The 14356-nt window shown below is 57.2% G+C and carries 11 protein-coding genes; 3 read left to right on the top strand and 8 right to left on the bottom strand.

Going from position 1 to position 14356, the window contains the following annotated elements:
- Nucleotides 1-10: 10 nt before the first annotated feature.
- The 3 genes from WJU22_RS17010 (at nt 11) to WJU22_RS17020 (ending at nt 6227) form a co-directional block, all read left to right on the top strand.
- Nucleotides 11-406: a hypothetical protein gene (locus tag WJU22_RS17010; RefSeq protein WP_341839376.1), complete on the top strand. Its 396-nt coding sequence runs from the start codon at nt 11-13 to the stop codon at nt 404-406.
- 127 nt (nt 407-533) lie between these two features.
- Entirely contained in the window at nt 534-1649 is a 1116-nt protein-coding gene (locus tag WJU22_RS17015) for an efflux RND transporter periplasmic adaptor subunit (protein WP_341839377.1), read from the top strand.
- A 33-nt stretch (nt 1650-1682) separates the two neighbouring features.
- The gene (locus WJU22_RS17020) at nt 1683-6227 is read left to right on the top strand and encodes an efflux RND transporter permease subunit (RefSeq protein ID WP_341839378.1); all 4545 of its coding nucleotides are present in this window, start codon (nt 1683-1685) and stop codon (nt 6225-6227) included.
- Between the two features lie 59 nt (nt 6228-6286).
- Here the strand turns inward: WJU22_RS17020 and WJU22_RS17025 are convergent, their stop codons facing one another.
- The 8 genes from WJU22_RS17025 to WJU22_RS17060 form a co-directional block, all read right to left on the bottom strand.
- Nucleotides 6287-6898, bottom strand: a complete 612-nt coding sequence (locus WJU22_RS17025) for a hypothetical protein (RefSeq protein ID WP_341839379.1) — start codon at nt 6896-6898, stop codon at nt 6287-6289.
- A gap of 59 nt (nt 6899-6957) precedes the next feature.
- The gene (locus WJU22_RS17030) at nt 6958-7170 is read right to left on the bottom strand and encodes a hypothetical protein (RefSeq protein WP_341839380.1); all 213 of its coding nucleotides are present in this window, start codon (nt 7168-7170) and stop codon (nt 6958-6960) included.
- A gap of 54 nt (nt 7171-7224) precedes the next feature.
- The gene (locus WJU22_RS17035) at nt 7225-7494 is read right to left on the bottom strand and encodes a UBP-type zinc finger domain-containing protein (RefSeq protein WP_341839381.1); all 270 of its coding nucleotides are present in this window, start codon (nt 7492-7494) and stop codon (nt 7225-7227) included.
- A gap of 13 nt (nt 7495-7507) precedes the next feature.
- Nucleotides 7508-9169 carry an FAD-dependent oxidoreductase gene (locus WJU22_RS17040; protein WP_341839382.1) on the bottom strand — a complete coding sequence of 554 codons (1662 nt, stop codon included), beginning with the start codon at nt 9167-9169 and terminating at the stop codon, nt 7508-7510.
- Nucleotides 9166-10578, bottom strand: a complete 1413-nt coding sequence (locus WJU22_RS17045) for an ATP-binding protein (RefSeq protein WP_341839383.1) — start codon at nt 10576-10578, stop codon at nt 9166-9168. The genes WJU22_RS17040 and WJU22_RS17045 overlap by 4 nt, the downstream gene beginning before the upstream one ends.
- Nucleotides 10579-10670: 92 nt before the next feature.
- Complete coding sequence (locus WJU22_RS17050) at nt 10671-11909, bottom strand: sensor histidine kinase (RefSeq protein ID WP_341839384.1); 1239 nt, start codon at nt 11907-11909, stop codon at nt 10671-10673.
- Nucleotides 11893-13269, bottom strand: a complete 1377-nt coding sequence (locus WJU22_RS17055; protein ID WP_341839385.1) for a sigma-54 dependent transcriptional regulator — start codon at nt 13267-13269, stop codon at nt 11893-11895. The genes WJU22_RS17050 and WJU22_RS17055 overlap by 17 nt, the downstream gene beginning before the upstream one ends.
- Before the next feature lie 65 nt (nt 13270-13334).
- Nucleotides 13335-14312, bottom strand: coding sequence for a GlxA family transcriptional regulator (locus tag WJU22_RS17060; protein ID WP_341839386.1), 978 nt, complete (start codon nt 14310-14312; stop codon nt 13335-13337).
- Nucleotides 14313-14356: the final 44 nt, after the last annotated feature.

A 14356-nucleotide genomic window follows, 5' to 3' on the forward strand; every position in this document is an offset into this window, starting at 1 on the left:
TCGCATACTCATGAGGATCAACAGAAAAATATTGTTCTTACTGTTTCTTGTTTGTATCCAGCACCTCGCGGGATTCGTTATTCCGGCGCACGCCGGCGTGATGCCCGTAGACGTGCACATGATCGAAATCGATCTGCAGCCCGAAGTAGAAGTGCCGTCGGCTTTCCTGATCAACAATCTGGAAGACGACGATGCCAGCGTTCGGGCGAAGCAATCGCGCCGCCGTGGAAGATATTACCTTAGCGCTGCTTCCAAACAATTCAACTTTACGCAACAGGCGGCGCCGGACCAGACAGACAGGACTTTCCGGCCGGAAATGGAGGAGAAGAAGACAGGCGTTTACCTTCAACAAGACGCCTTCCTCCCGGCTTATTACAATTTCCTCTTCCGGTTCACGCTATTCTGAGCCATTCCTTCCCCTGACTTTACGACATTGATCACACCCGCGCCCGCCATGGGCGCCAGTTCTGCATTTTCCTAAACGCGGCCGGAAACGTACGTTCCTCCGGCCCCATAAATCTTTTTTACCTATTATGCACCAGATAACAGGAGGCATCGCTATTGCCCTTGTAGCCGCGTCTTTGACCGGCTGCGTCACCAAAGGAGATTCCGGCAACAAAGAAAACGACCTGCAATCGTTCCCCGTCCTCAAGCTCGAAAAAACGGACACCGTCCTTCACCGCCATTATGTGGCCGATATCCAGGCCGTGCGCAACGTAGACGTAAGGGCCCGCATCAACGGGTTTCTCAATAAAATATATGTAGACGAAGGCCAGCAGGTGAAAAAAGGCCAACTGCTCTTCAGCCTTAACGACGAAGAGCGCCGCGCCGAACTGGCCCGCGCCAAAGCGGCACTCAGCAGCGCCATCGCCGAAGCGAAGGCCGCCAGCCTCGAAGTGGACCGCGTCAACATCCTCGTCACCAAAAAAGTGATCTCCGCCTCCGAACTGGAAGTAGCCCAGGCCAAACTCGCCGCGTTCAACGCCAGGATCGAAGAAGCCCGCTCCGCCGAGTTCAACGCGGCCACACAGTTGTCGTACACGAGCATCCGCGCGCCGTTCGACGGGTTCATCGACCGGATCCCCCTTAAAACAGGCAGCTTCGTGAGCGAAGGGAACCTCCTCACCACCGTGTCCGACATCCACGAAGTGTACGCTTACTTCAATGTGTCCGAAACCGAATACCTCGAGTTCATCCGCAGCGGCAGCGACGCCCGCCGGAGCGTATCGCTCGTGCTGGCCGATGGTTCGGATTACCATCACGACGGCCATGTGGAAACCGTGGAAAGCGAGTTCGAGGAAAATACGGGGTCTATCGCTTTCAGGGCGCGCTTCCCCAACCCGCAACAGGTGCTCAAACACGGCGCCAGCGGGAAGGTGACGCTCACCAACCGGATCGATAGCTGCCTGCTGCTGCCACAGAAAGCGGTGTTCGAGATGCAGGACAAAAACTATGTATACGTGCTGGAAACGGACAATACGGTGAAGATGCGCGCATTTGAGCCGGGAGCGCGGATTTCGCATTCCTATCTCGTGAATGCGGGCCTGAAGGCCGGCGAAAAGATCGTTTTCGAAGGCGTCCGCAATCTGCGGGAAGGCATGAAGATCAGTCCCAAACTCATGGCTACCGGCCAGGTGAAGGCTTTGTAAGACAGATTGAATCGTAACCAGAAACCAAACGTAATGTTCGATACTTTTATCAGGCGGCCTGTGTTGTCGCTGGTGATCTCTTTGTTTATAGTGTTACTGGGGCTGCTGGCGCTTTTCGGGCTGCCGGTCACCCAGTTCCCCGATATCGTGCCGCCATCCGTTACGGTAACGGCCAAATATACCGGCGCCAACGCCGAAGTGTGCGCCAACGCCGTGGCCATCCCGCTGGAAAGGGCCATCAACGGCGTTCCGGGCATGACGTACATGACGTCTGTCTCCTCCAACAACGGCACCACGCTCATCACCGTCTTTTTCAAGGTGGGAACGGATCCCGACCAGGCGGCCATGAACGTGCAAAACCGCGTGTCTACCATCATCGACGAACTGCCCGAAGAGGTGATCAAAGCCGGGGTTACGACCGAAAAGGAAGTGAACTCCATGCTGCTGTACCTCAACGTGATGAGCGAAGACTCCACGCTCGACGAAAACTTCATCTACAACTTCGCCGACATCAACGTGCTGAAGGAATTGAAGCGTATCGACGGGGTGGGCTTCGCCGAGATCATGGGCGCCAAGGAATACGCCATGCGCGTGTGGCTGCAGCCCGACCGGATGCTGGCCTACAACGTGTCTGCCGATGAAGTGGTACAGGCCATCCGCCGGCAGAACATCGAAGCCGCGCCCGGCAAAACGGGCGAAAGCTCCGACAAGCAGGCGCAATTGCTGCAATATGTGCTTCGCTATACCGGTAAATACTTCGAGCCGGATCAGTACGCCGATATCATCATCCGCGCCAATCCAGACGGGTCGGTGTTGCGGCTGAAAGAAATAGCGGACGTGGAATTCGGGGCTTTGACGTACGGGATGGTGTCGAAAACGGACGGGAAACCTTCCGCTTCGATCATGCTCAAACAACGGCCGGGCTCCAATGCGCAGGATGTGATCAAGAATGTGAAGCTGCGGATGGAAGAACTGAAGGCATCGTCGTTCCCGCCGGGCATGACGTATAACTTCAACTACGACGTGTCCCGCTTCCTCGACGCGTCTATCGCCGAGGTGTTGCGCACGCTGTTTGAAGCGTTCATCCTGGTGGGGATCGTGGTGTTCCTGTTTCTGCAGGACTGGCGTTCTACGCTGATCCCCATCCTGGCCATCCCGGTGGCGCTGATCGGTACGCTGGCGTTCATGCAACTGATGGGCTTTTCCATCAACCTGCTCACGCTATTCGCCCTGGTGCTGTCGATCGGGATCGTCGTGGATAATGCGATCGTGGTGGTGGAAGCGGTGCATGCGAAGATGACGGAAACGCATTTGCCCGCGCTGCAGGCAACATTGGCGTCGATGAAGGAAATCAGCGGGGCGGTGATCGCCATCACACTGGTGATGTCTGCCGTGTTTATTCCGGTGGCGTTCCTCAGCGGGCCGGTGGGCGTGTTTTACCGGCAGTTTTCGCTCACGCTCGCCTTCGCGATCATCATTTCGGGGATCAACGCGCTCACGCTTACGCCGGCGCTTTGCGCGCTCATGCTGAAGCACGATCCCAACGGGCATATGCGCACCAATCCGTTGCAGTGGTTCTTCAACATGTTCAACCGCGGATATAACAAAACCGAGAACAAATACAAGCGCATCGTAGGCGCCATCGCCGGAAAGCGGGTGCTGACGCTGATCACGCTCATCGCGTTCTTTGTGCTCACCTGGGGCGCGGCGGCTATTCTGCCGGGGGGATTCATTCCCGGGGAAGACCAGGGCATGATCTACGTGAACGTGACCACGCCCAACGGCGCCACGGTGGAGCGTACCGAGAAAGTGCTCGATTCCGTGCAGGCCGCTGCTGCGGGAATGGATGCGGTAGAATCGGTGTCCACCCTCGCGGGGTATAGCCTCGTGAACGAAGTAGCAGGCGCTTCTTATGGGATGGGGATGATCAACCTCAAATCCTGGGGCGACCGTGAACAGTCGGTCAACGAAATCATCGAAGAGCTGAAGCAGCGGACGCGCAACATCGCCGACGCATCCATCGAATACTTCCCGCCGCCGACGGTGCCGGGTTTCGGGAACGCTTCCGGATTCGAGCTGCGCGTGCTGGACAGGACCGGGGCCGACGACCTGGAACAGGTATCCGAAGTCACGAATAAATTCATCGCCGCGCTGGAGAAGCGCCCCGAGATCGGGAGCGCCTTCACGAGCTTCGACCCGGCCTTCCCGCAATACATGATCCACGTAGACCAGGCCATGGCGGCCAAAAAGGGCGTGAGCATCGATAATGCCATGAGCACCCTTCAAACCCTGCTGGGCAGCTTCTACGCGAGCAACTTCATCCGTTTCGGACAGATGTATAAGGTGATGGTGCAAGCCTCGCCGCAATACCGCACCAAGCCGGAAGACGTGCTGCTGCTGCATGTGAAGAACGACCACGGCGAAATGGTGCCCTTCTCCAACTTCGTGCGGCTGGAGCGGGTGTACGGGCCTGAAACCCTCACGCGCTACAACATGTACATGTCTGCCATGATCAATGGCGACGCGGCGCCAGGGTTCTCCAGCGGCGACGCCATCAGGGCCATCGAGGAAACGGCGAAAGCGACCCTGCCGCGCGGATTCTCTTTCGAATGGAGCGGGATGACGCGCGAACAGGTGCTTTCCGGCAACCAGGCCATCTATATTTTCGGGATATGCCTCCTGTTCGTGTACCTGTTGCTGGCTGCGCAATACGAAAGCTTCCTGTTGCCGCTGCCGGTGCTGCTTTCGCTGCCCGCGGGCATTTTCGGGGCGTTCCTCTGCCTCAAGCTCGCCGGACTGGAAAACAACATCTACGCACAGGTGGCGCTGGTGATGCTGATTGGTTTGCTGGGCAAGAACGCCATCCTGATCGTGGAATTTGCGGTACAGCGGCAGAAACAGGGCCTTACGGTGGTAAGGGCCGCCATAGAAGGCGGCGTGAGCCGTTTACGGCCCATCCTGATGACGAGCTTCGCGTTCATCGCCGGGCTGATCCCGCTGTGTATCGCCAGTGGTGCGGGTGCCATGGGGAACCGTTCCATCGGTACGGCCGCTGCGGGCGGGATGTTGATCGGGACCATTTTCGGAGTGCTCGTTATTCCCGGATTGTATGTACTGTTTTCAAGGATAAAGGTGAAGCGGAAGAAACCGAAACCCGCCGTGATCGCGGCTGCGGCCTTGCTGCTGTTCCTGGGCGCGTGTAAGGCGCCACAGCCCCTGCAAACCCCGGAGCTGCCGGCGGTGCCGCAGGCGGAAAAGGATACCCTCGCGCCGGTGAGCCTCCTTCCCGTCAAATCGTTCTTCACCGACCCGTATCTGCAGCAACTGCTTGATACCGCGTTCCGCAATAATGCCGACGTGCTCATCGCCGTGCAGAAAATGGAAACCGTACAGGCGCAACTGGCCATGGCGCGCAAAGCCTGGCTGCCGACGCTCAACGCCGGCGTGCATGCGGGAACGGAGAAATTCGGGAAATATACCATCGACGGGGTCGGCAATTTCGATACGAACTTGTCACCCAATATCGATAAAGACCAGCGCCTTCCCACGCCGGCGGTGCCGGATTATTTCGCGGGGCTGCGCAGTGCCTGGGAGATCGACCTGTGGGGGAAACTGAAGCGGCAGAAAGAGGCCGCGTACGCAAGGTTCCTCGCTTCGGCCGAAGGCCGCCGGCTCGTGTATACGCAACTGACGGCCCAGATCGCCTCGCTGTATTATCATTTGCTGGAACTGGATTACGAACTGGCCGTTATCGAAAAGAACGTGCTGCTGCAGGAATCCGCGCTGGAAACGGTGAAGATCCAGCAGGAAGCGGGGAGGGCCACTGCGTTGGCGGTCCAGCAGTTCCACGCGCAATTTCTGAATACGAAAGCCCTGGCATTCGGCATCCGGCAGCAACGCACGGAAATCGAAAACCAGCTGAACGCCCTGGCCGGACGGTTCCCCCAGGAAGTGCCCCGCTCAAAAAATCTGCTGGAAGCGCCCATCCCGGCGAAGCTGGCGGAAGGCATCCCGGCGAAACTGTTGCTGGCGCGGCCAGACATCCGCCAGGCGGAACTGGAGCTCGTGGCGGCAAAGGCAGACGTGAATGCGGCGCGCGCATCGTTCTTCCCTACATTGACATTGAGCGCATCCATCGGGTATAATGCGTTCGACCCGGGATTGCTGTTCAAAAGCCCGGCCTCCATCGCGTATACGGCGCTGGGCGGGCTCACGGCGCCCGTGTTCAATCAAAACCAGATCCGGTCGCGCTACCGGATCGCTACGGCCGAAGGTATGAGCGCGTTCTACGCGTACCGCCAGGCCATCGTGAACGGATACCAGGAAGTATCCACCTCGCTGCAAAAAGTCGGCAACAGCGAGCAGGCATATAAGCTCAAGGAAGCGGAAGTGCTCATGCTGCAATCCGGCGTATCCACCTCGCGCGATCTCTTCGCCACGGGGTACGCCAATTATCTGGAAGTGATCAATGCCCAGAAAAACGTCCTCGATGCAGAACTGGCTCTGGCGCAGCACCGGCGTGAAGTGTTCGACGGTGTGATAGCGCTCTACAGGGCCTTGGGCGGAGGTGCGGAATAGGGCAAGGGCCGGTCATTTGACCGGCCCTTTTCTTTTTTATGTGCAACGTTTCCGTTTGATTACATTTTTTTGAAGCGCCCGATGGCAAGCCCCGTCTGTATCTTCTGCATTCTCACTCCCTGAATTACCTCGGAGGAAGATTGATTGATCACAGACGTGAATATCAGCTCGCCATTCACGATCGCAAATTTCGATGCATTGGGAACTACGGGCATTTCCTGGCCGGTGGAGGGGAACTGGATGAGCCCTTTTTCGGCCAACACGGAATCCGTTCCCACATACTTGAACGTGGCTGTGCTGTTGTATTTGGGCACAGTGAAATTGAACGGCACCTGAAACGGCTCGTCAAAATCAGGCGTTGTTCCGGTAAAGGATTCCACTATCATGGTAGCGTTGATCTTGTAACCGAGGCCGGTCGATGTCATGGTATTGCCTTCGATGATCATCATACCGGTATTTTCGGTGGTCGTGTACTCAATGTCCGAAACTGTCCGGTTGGTTACGCCGGCTTCAACATAAGATTGCTCCGTTTTAGCTTTCAGGTACATGGATACGAACTGGTAAGTACCATTCAGCGTGCCCGTGGGCTTGGGCTCATCGTCTTTTTTGCTACAGCCGGTAAACACAAGGGCGGCAAACAGGAGATAGGTCAGGGATGAAATCTTTTTCATGTGGGATAAATATTTGAACCCCAAAAGTAAACCCATCCCTCCAATCTTTTATCCCACCTTTATTCCACTTTTCCGAACACCATTTTCATAACACTTGATAAGATGAGATAGCCCGCGCAGCTAGCCGCGCCCCAGGAGAAAAGAAACAGCAGCGCGCCTTTCACGGTCGACGGATCGATCCAGTTATAGGCCAGGATCCCGCAGAAAAAGCTGTTGGATACGGTCGCAAACAAAAGCATCACCGCGAGAAAAGTAGCGGATACGTTTTTCATAGGATAGGATTTGTCTTAAATATATGTTAAATATATAACATGTGCAAGTGGCCGCTAGTATTCCGCGAAACTTTGGTCTTCGTAGCACCATATCCACCGTTCCCCCGGCTCTGCGGAAATCACCACGGGATGCCCGGTAGCGTGGAAATGGGCGGTCATGTGGCGGGAAGGGGAGCTGTCGCAGCAAAAAGTGCCGCCGCAGGTCTGGCAGGTGCGCAAGTGCAGCCAGGTGCCGCCGGTTTTGACGCATTCCTCACATTCGTGTTTTTTCGGGTGTACCAGTGTTTCCAGTTGCAGGATGTGCTGGCAGGGTTTATCGGCCATAAGAACGTTTTTATCAGGTTTCGGCTAAATATTTATGAACGAAGCTGATCGCCATGGCACCCTCGCCCACAGCGGCTGCTACGCGGTTCATTGCGCCCGCGCGCACGTCGCCGGCGGCAAAGATGCCGGGGATGCTCGTTTCCAGGATATACGGATCGCGGGCGGGTTTCCACAGCTGCCGGAAAGCCGGGTATTGCTGGAGGTCGCGCCCCGTTTCGATGAACCCCTTGTCGTTTTTGATGATGCCGTCTCCGATCCAATCGGTATACGGCCGCGCGCCGATGAAAATGTACAACGCATCCGCCGGCATGTCGCTTTCGGCGCCGGAGTTGAGGTCGCGCAGGCGGAGGTTGCTGAGCTTCGCTTCCCCCGTTCCCTCCGCGATCTCCGCGCAGGGCAGCAGATGGATATTGGGCGTTTGTGTGATCTGATCGATGAGATAGGCGCTCATAGACGAGCGCAGGTCGGGCTTGCGGATAACGATATGCACGTTCCTGGCGAATTTCGACAGGTACATCGCCGCCTGGCCCGCAGAATTCCCTCCGCCGAGCACGAACACTTCCTTGTCGCGGCATGATGCCGCTTCGGTGCTCGCCGCGCCATAATACACGCCGGCCCCCGTGAAATCCCCGATGCCCTGGGTTTCCAGCTTCCGGTAATCCACGCCCGTCGTGATCACGAGGGCTTTGCTGTAGATCTCGGTACCATCGTCCAGCGAAATGATTTTATACTGGTCTTTCACCTGGATGCCGGCCACGGATTGGGGCGACAAAAACTCCGTCCCGAACCGCGTTGCCTGCGTAATGGCGCGCCGCGTCAAATCGGCGCCGCTCAATCCCGTGGGGAATCCCAGGTAGTTTTCGATCCGCGAGCTGGTACCTGCCTGTCCGCCCGGCGCCCGCCGCTCGATGAGCAGGGTGCTGAGGCCTTCAGACGCGCCGTAAACCGAAGCCGCCAATCCCGCGGGCCCCGCGCCGATAATGGCTACGTCGTATACCTGGTTGCGAACGGTGGGGTTCAGCCCGATGCGCGACGCGATGTCTTTCAACGCCGGTTTGGCGAACAGCGCGCCGTCTTCGAATATGATGGCGGGCAATTCCTGCGCGCCGAGGTTGTTGGCGGCGGCCAGGAGCTTGCCCTGTTCGTTGCTTTCCACATCCATCCATTGGTACGGAACAAGGTTGCCGGCCAGGAAATCCTTGATTTCGTGGCTGCGCGGCGAAAACTGGTACCCGATCACGCGGATGCCTTTGAAATCTGGCCGGTAATTGGCCTGCCAGTCGCCCAGGATCTCTTCCATCACGGGATAGAGCTTTTCTTCCGGAGGGTCCCAGGGTTTCATGAGGTAATAATCCAGTTTCACGTCGTTGATCGCCTTGATGGCTGCTTCGGTGTCAGAATACGCCGTGAGCAGCACGCGCTTCGCTTCGGGGAACACTTTCATGGCCTTTTCGAGGAAATGAACGCCGTCCATTTCGGGCATGCGCTGGTCGGAAAGGAACAGGGCCACTTCTTCGCCTTTGTTCTGCAATTCGGTGAGGCTCGCCAGTGCTTCCGCCACGGAAGCGGTAGACAGTACTTTATACCGGTCGCGGAACTGGTTGCGTAAATCCCGGCTGATGGCGCGGAGCACCTGCTGATCGTCGTCTATCAAAAATATAATGGGCTGGTTCATGCGTTGTTGGTATTGGCTTCGCCGTTGATGGGAAAGCAGATGGTAAAAATGGTATTCCCCGGTTCCGACGTGGCTTTCACGGAACCATGGTGCTGCCGCACGATGTTCATCACCGCGTCCAGGCCGAGGCCGGTGCCTTTGCCGATCGCTTTGGTGGTGAAAAACGGGTCGAAGATCCGGGAAAGGTTTTCCGGCGGGATGCCCGGGCCATTGTCGCCCACGGTCACTTTCACGAATTCGCCGTCGCGCACGGTGCGGATGGTCAGCACCCCGTTGCCCTGGGCGTCCAGCGCATCGGCCGCGTTATCGATGAGGTTGGTCCAGACCTGGTTCAATTCTCCCGACAGGGCAAATACGGGCGGGAGCGTGTCGTCGAATTCTTCCTTCACTTCGATCTTCCCTTTCCGCAACTTGTATTGCATCATCACGAGCGTGTTGCGGATGCCGGTATGAATATCGATAAACTGTTTATCGGCGCCTCCGTCCATATGCGTGAAAATCTTCACCGACTTCACCAGCCCGGAAATGCGCTGCGAGGCCTCGCGGATGTCGGAGAGCATGCGTTCCGTAGTGAAATGGCTGCTCATCCAGGAAAGCACGGTGCCGAGGTATTCCGCCGGCAGTTTTTTCGCAAAAGCGTCCAGAGATGCGGGATGCAGGCCGTAATGCCGGAAATTCTCCGCCATGTCGGGCACATCGGGGATGTGGTGATCGTAGAGCCAGTCGCTGATGGCATCTTCCTGGCTGCTGCGTTCCAGCATACCGGGTACGGGCCGGTCGGCGACCGACAGCGATTCCCGGATCTGATCGCACACGAAATCCGCCTCTTCCGGCGAAAGCCGTGTCAGCATCATTTTCCGGAAGGTTTCCGGCGCGCCGCGCAAATGTTCGCCCAGGGTATCCGACCCGCGCACGATCGCCGCGGCAGGATTGTTCAGTTCGTGCGCCAGCCCGGCCGCCAGTTTCCCCAGCGCCATCATTTTTTCATTCTGCTGCGTGATGATGGTGAAATCCCGCACGCGGTTGGTCATGACGAATACCAAGGCCTGCGTCAGCTCGTATTGCTGCGCCATCATTTCCCGGAGCTTCGCTTTCGGGTAGGTCATCATTTCCACCGGCGTTTTACAGCAGGAATACCCGATGGAGCCGCGCGCGCGGGAATAGGGCAGGATGCCGGTCACCTGGTGCGCGGAAGTCTCGGTTATTGGCACTTTGTTGCCGGCCTGGATGCGGTAGAATTCGATGGTCCCGGAAAGGATGAAATGGACGCCGCGGATATCGTCGCCGGGCTTGTACAGGTAATCGCCTTCGGCGAAACGCTCGGTCTCGCTGTTGTCGATCAGCCATTGCAATTGCGCTACGGGCACGTCTTTGAGGGCATCGAACAGTTGTAGTTCCTGGATGGTCACGGTAAAATCGCTGTTTGTTTAAAGATACTTATTATCAGCGAATTGCGGACGTTCCTGCAATGAAGCCGGCATCGGAATGCGTTTTCTGCACATCATCGCGCGAACCGGATGGTAAACCGCGTGTCTCCCGGCAGGGGCGTTTCGAGGGAAAATTGCCAGCCATGCGCCATGAGGATGTCGCGGACGAGCATGAGCCCGATGCCCTGTCCGTCGGGTTTGGTGGAAAAGAACGGTGTGAACACGTCTGCCGGCGCCTCCACGCCATGGCCGGTATCGCTGATCCGGACGGCGTCCTGCAGTTGGGCGATCCGGATGTCGCCATCCGTTCCGATGGCTTCCATGGCGTTTTTGATGACGTTAATGAGGACTTGTTCCAGTTGCAGGCGGTCGCCGGAAACGGTGGTGTCGTTGGGGAGGAAATCGAGGTGGATGCGGATGTTTTTCTCCGCGGCGCGGGCTTCATGGAGTTGCGCGGCGTGGCGGAGAAGGGATTGGATGGACAGGGGTTTACGGTCCGGCGGCGGCAATTTGACGAGGTCGGCGAAATTGCGCATGAACCCGTTCAGGTGCTGGTTGCGCTCCACGGCCACTTCCAGGGCGCCCTGGTGCGCGGGGTCGAGCGTATGGGCCTTGAGCGTGGAACCGATGATGCTGTTGACGGGGCCGATCGTGTTGTTGACTTCATGCGCCATCATGCGGATCACTTTGCCGTAGACTTTCTTTTCCGCCGAGAGGATTTCCGTCGTCAGTTCTTCTATCATAACGAAATGCCGCGCAAATCCCCGGTCGATGAAATGCGATTTCTGCAGCTTGAAGGTATTAACACCGTTGATGGTCAATGTCCGCGCCTCGCCGCTCCCCAGTTCCTGCACATCTTCCAGCAGCCGGGGCAGCTGCCGGAGCAGGATTTCCGCCTTGGGATTGGTTTGCTGCACCTGTCCGTCGTAATCGAGGATGATGATGCCGGTGGGAGAGGTGAAAATGAGTTTTTCGAGGAAGAAATGCTGCTGCTCCTGCAAGGTGCGCTCATGCCGCAACTGGTCGAGCATCTGGTTATAAACTTCTATCAGCTCGTCCATTTCCGATTGCCCGGTTTTGATCAACCGCACGCTGAAATCCTTGTCCTTCAACGCTTCCGCACCCTGCGTCAACATTTTCAGCGGGCGCAGCAATTGCAGGTAGAGGCTCCGGGAAAACCATAGCGACAAAAATATGAACAGCTCGCTGGCGAGGAAAAGCCATTTGTTTTCCCTGAACACGAACCACGACAGCGTGAGCGCCACGCCATGCAGTACGATTACGAACAGGAGGAATTTAGTCCGCAGCTTCATCGTAAGGTATATTGTATTTTTCGAGCCTGCGGTAGAGCGCGCTCCGCGTGAGCCCCAGCGCTGCCGCCGCCCGCGCGATCTTGTTTTGATGGAAAGCCATCGCCTTGCGGATCATTTCCACTTCCAGATCTTCCAGCGTAATGGTGCCCACGCCGGGAAGCTGCAATTGCCCCTTCGCGGCCGGCGAAAGCTCCAGCTGCCCGCTGAAATGCCCGATTTCCAGCACATCGGCGTTATGCACGAGCATCGTACGTTCGGTGAGGTTCTTCAGTTGCCGGATATTCCCCGGCAAGGACAGCGATTGCAGCCATTTCAGCGCTTCTTTCGAAACGGTGAGCGCGGGCCGGTTATAGATTTCGCGGAGGTTGCGGATGAAGTGGTTGACCAGCAGGGGAATATCGCCCGGCCGCTCGCGGAGGGCGGGGAGGTGAATGGTGATGAGGTTGATGCGGTAGAGGAGGTCTTCCCGGAAAGAGCCGTCGGCCACCATCTGGTGAAGGTTCTTGTTGGTGGCGCATACCACACGCACGTCCACCGTTTTGGTGCGGCTGCTGCCGAGTACTTCATACGTCCGGTCTTGCAGCACGCGCAGCAGTTTCACCTGGCTGGAGGGCTCGAGGTCGCCGGTTTCGTCGAGGAAGATGGTGCCTTTGTTCGCCAGTTCGAAACGACCGGTGCGGTCGAACCGGGCGTCGGTGAAGGCGCCGCGGACGTGCCCGAACATCTCGCTTTCGAACAGGGAGGCGGAGATGCCGCCGAGGTTCACTTTCACGAAGGGGCGCTGTTTGCGGCGCGAGTTCTGGTGAATGGCTTCGGCAACGAGTTCCTTGCCTGTCCCGCTTTCGCCGGTGATGAGCACGGAAGCGTCGGTAGCGGCAACGCGCCCGATCGTTTCGAGGACCTGCAGCATGGCGGGGTCTTCTCCGATGATCTGGCGGAAGTCGTAGTCTTTGTCGAGCTGCTTGCGGGTGAGGCCGCGGACGGGCTTTTTGTCCTGCAGCGCCAGCACGGTGCGTACGGATTGCAGGAGGGCGTCGTTGCTCCAGGGCTTGGTGATGAAATCGGCCGCGCCGAGCTTCATGCCCTGAACGGCCAGTTCTATGCTGCCCCAGCCGGTGATGAGGATCACGGGGATGGTGTGGTCGAAGGTTTTGATGCGATCGAGCAGGGCCATGCCTTCTTCGCCGGTGGTGCGGTTGGAAAAATTCAGGTCGAGGAGGATGAGGCCTGGCCTCGTTTGGGAAATGGCTTCCATGGCCTGTTCCGGCGTGCCGGCGGCGGAAGCTTCAAATCCCTCCTGTCGTAAAAGCAGCAGGAGGGAGGTGCGGACTGCGATATCGTCGTCAATGATCAGGATCATACGCCTTCACTAAAAATTATCGGGTTGTGCCATTAAAAACAGCGCATGGTCAAAAAAACCTTCGGTTACGCTTCTGCGGTAACCCGGGCATATTTGTTCCTGTATTCCAAAGGCGTGAGCCCGGTAACTTTTTTGAAAGTATCCCGGAAAGCCTTGGTGTCGGTATATCCCACGTCGAACATCACTTCGCTGACATTTTTCCTGGAAGCTTCGAAATGGCGTTTGGCGGCTTCTATACGCACCCGTTGGATATATTCGAGGGGGGTATTGTTGGTAGCCTGGCGGAACCTCCGCTCGAAGGTCCGGCGCCCGGAATTGACGATAGCCGCCAGTTCGTCTATCGTCATTTTTTCGGTGTAATTCTTCTCAATGTAGTCCTGTACCTGGATGATCTCATCGTCGGCATGTCTTTTTTGTCCTTTAAATACCGTAAAAACCGCCTGGCTGCTACGCCCGATATCCAGCGCGAAGTTTTTAGAGATGAGAACGGCCGTTTCCCGGTCGGAAAACTTCTCGATCAGGTATAGCACCAGGTTCCAGAGGCTGCTGGCACCGCCGCTGCTGTAGATGTTCCCGACTTCGGTGATAATGGCGCCGTCTACCACCGCAATCCCGGGGTAGCGCACACGGAACTCGTCGAGGTAAGCCCAGTGCGTGGAGCATTTCTTGCCGTTCAGCAGCCCTGTTTCCGCCAGCAGGAAAGCCCCCAGGCAGAGGCTGGCCACGCTGCAGCCCTTTTCATACAATTGCCGGAAGTAGGGAATGGCTTCGGCATTGATCCTGATACCATCATCCAGATCGCCGTACACGGGCGGGATGATCAGCAGATCGGTTGCGCCCACATCCTGCAACAGCCGGTCGGCCTTAATGGTATATTCACCGTCGTTCGCAGATACGAAAGGGGTAAGACCGGCATATTCCACTTCGAATATGGGCTCCTTTCCCAAAGCCATCAGAAAGTCGTTCGCTGCCTTGAAGGCACGGTAGGGAGGCGTTACCGCTTCTATGACACCTTTTTCGGGTGCGAAAACTGTTACTCGCATAGACTTGAAAATGTTATAAGTAAAGATACGGCATGCCTGTCATT

The sequence above is a fragment of the Chitinophaga caseinilytica genome (assembly GCF_038396765.1).
Classification (GTDB): Bacteria; Bacteroidota; Bacteroidia; order Chitinophagales; family Chitinophagaceae; genus Chitinophaga; species Chitinophaga caseinilytica.

Bases quoted from the DNA above. Each gene is read 5' to 3' on its own strand.
- WJU22_RS17030 (WP_341839380.1), bottom strand. From the start codon at position 7,170: ATGAAAAACGTATCCGCTACTTTTCTCGCGGTGATGCTTTTGTTTGCG.
- WJU22_RS17055 (WP_341839385.1), bottom strand. From the start codon at position 13,269: ATGATCCTGATCATTGACGACGATATCGCAGTCCGCACCTCCCTCCTG.
- WJU22_RS17060 (WP_341839386.1), bottom strand. From the start codon at position 14,312: ATGCGAGTAACAGTTTTCGCACCCGAAAAAGGTGTCATAGAAGCGGTA.
- WJU22_RS17050 (WP_341839384.1), bottom strand. From the start codon at position 11,909: ATGAAGCTGCGGACTAAATTCCTCCTGTTCGTAATCGTACTGCATGGC.
- WJU22_RS17025 (WP_341839379.1), bottom strand. From the start codon at position 6,898: ATGAAAAAGATTTCATCCCTGACCTATCTCCTGTTTGCCGCCCTTGTG.
- WJU22_RS17015 (WP_341839377.1), top strand. From the start codon at position 534: ATGCACCAGATAACAGGAGGCATCGCTATTGCCCTTGTAGCCGCGTCT.
- WJU22_RS17040 (WP_341839382.1), bottom strand. From the start codon at position 9,169: ATGAACCAGCCCATTATATTTTTGATAGACGACGATCAGCAGGTGCTC.
- WJU22_RS17010 (WP_341839376.1), top strand. From the start codon at position 11: ATGAGGATCAACAGAAAAATATTGTTCTTACTGTTTCTTGTTTGTATC.
- WJU22_RS17035 (WP_341839381.1), bottom strand. From the start codon at position 7,494: ATGGCCGATAAACCCTGCCAGCACATCCTGCAACTGGAAACACTGGTA.
- WJU22_RS17020 (WP_341839378.1), top strand. From the start codon at position 1,683: ATGTTCGATACTTTTATCAGGCGGCCTGTGTTGTCGCTGGTGATCTCT.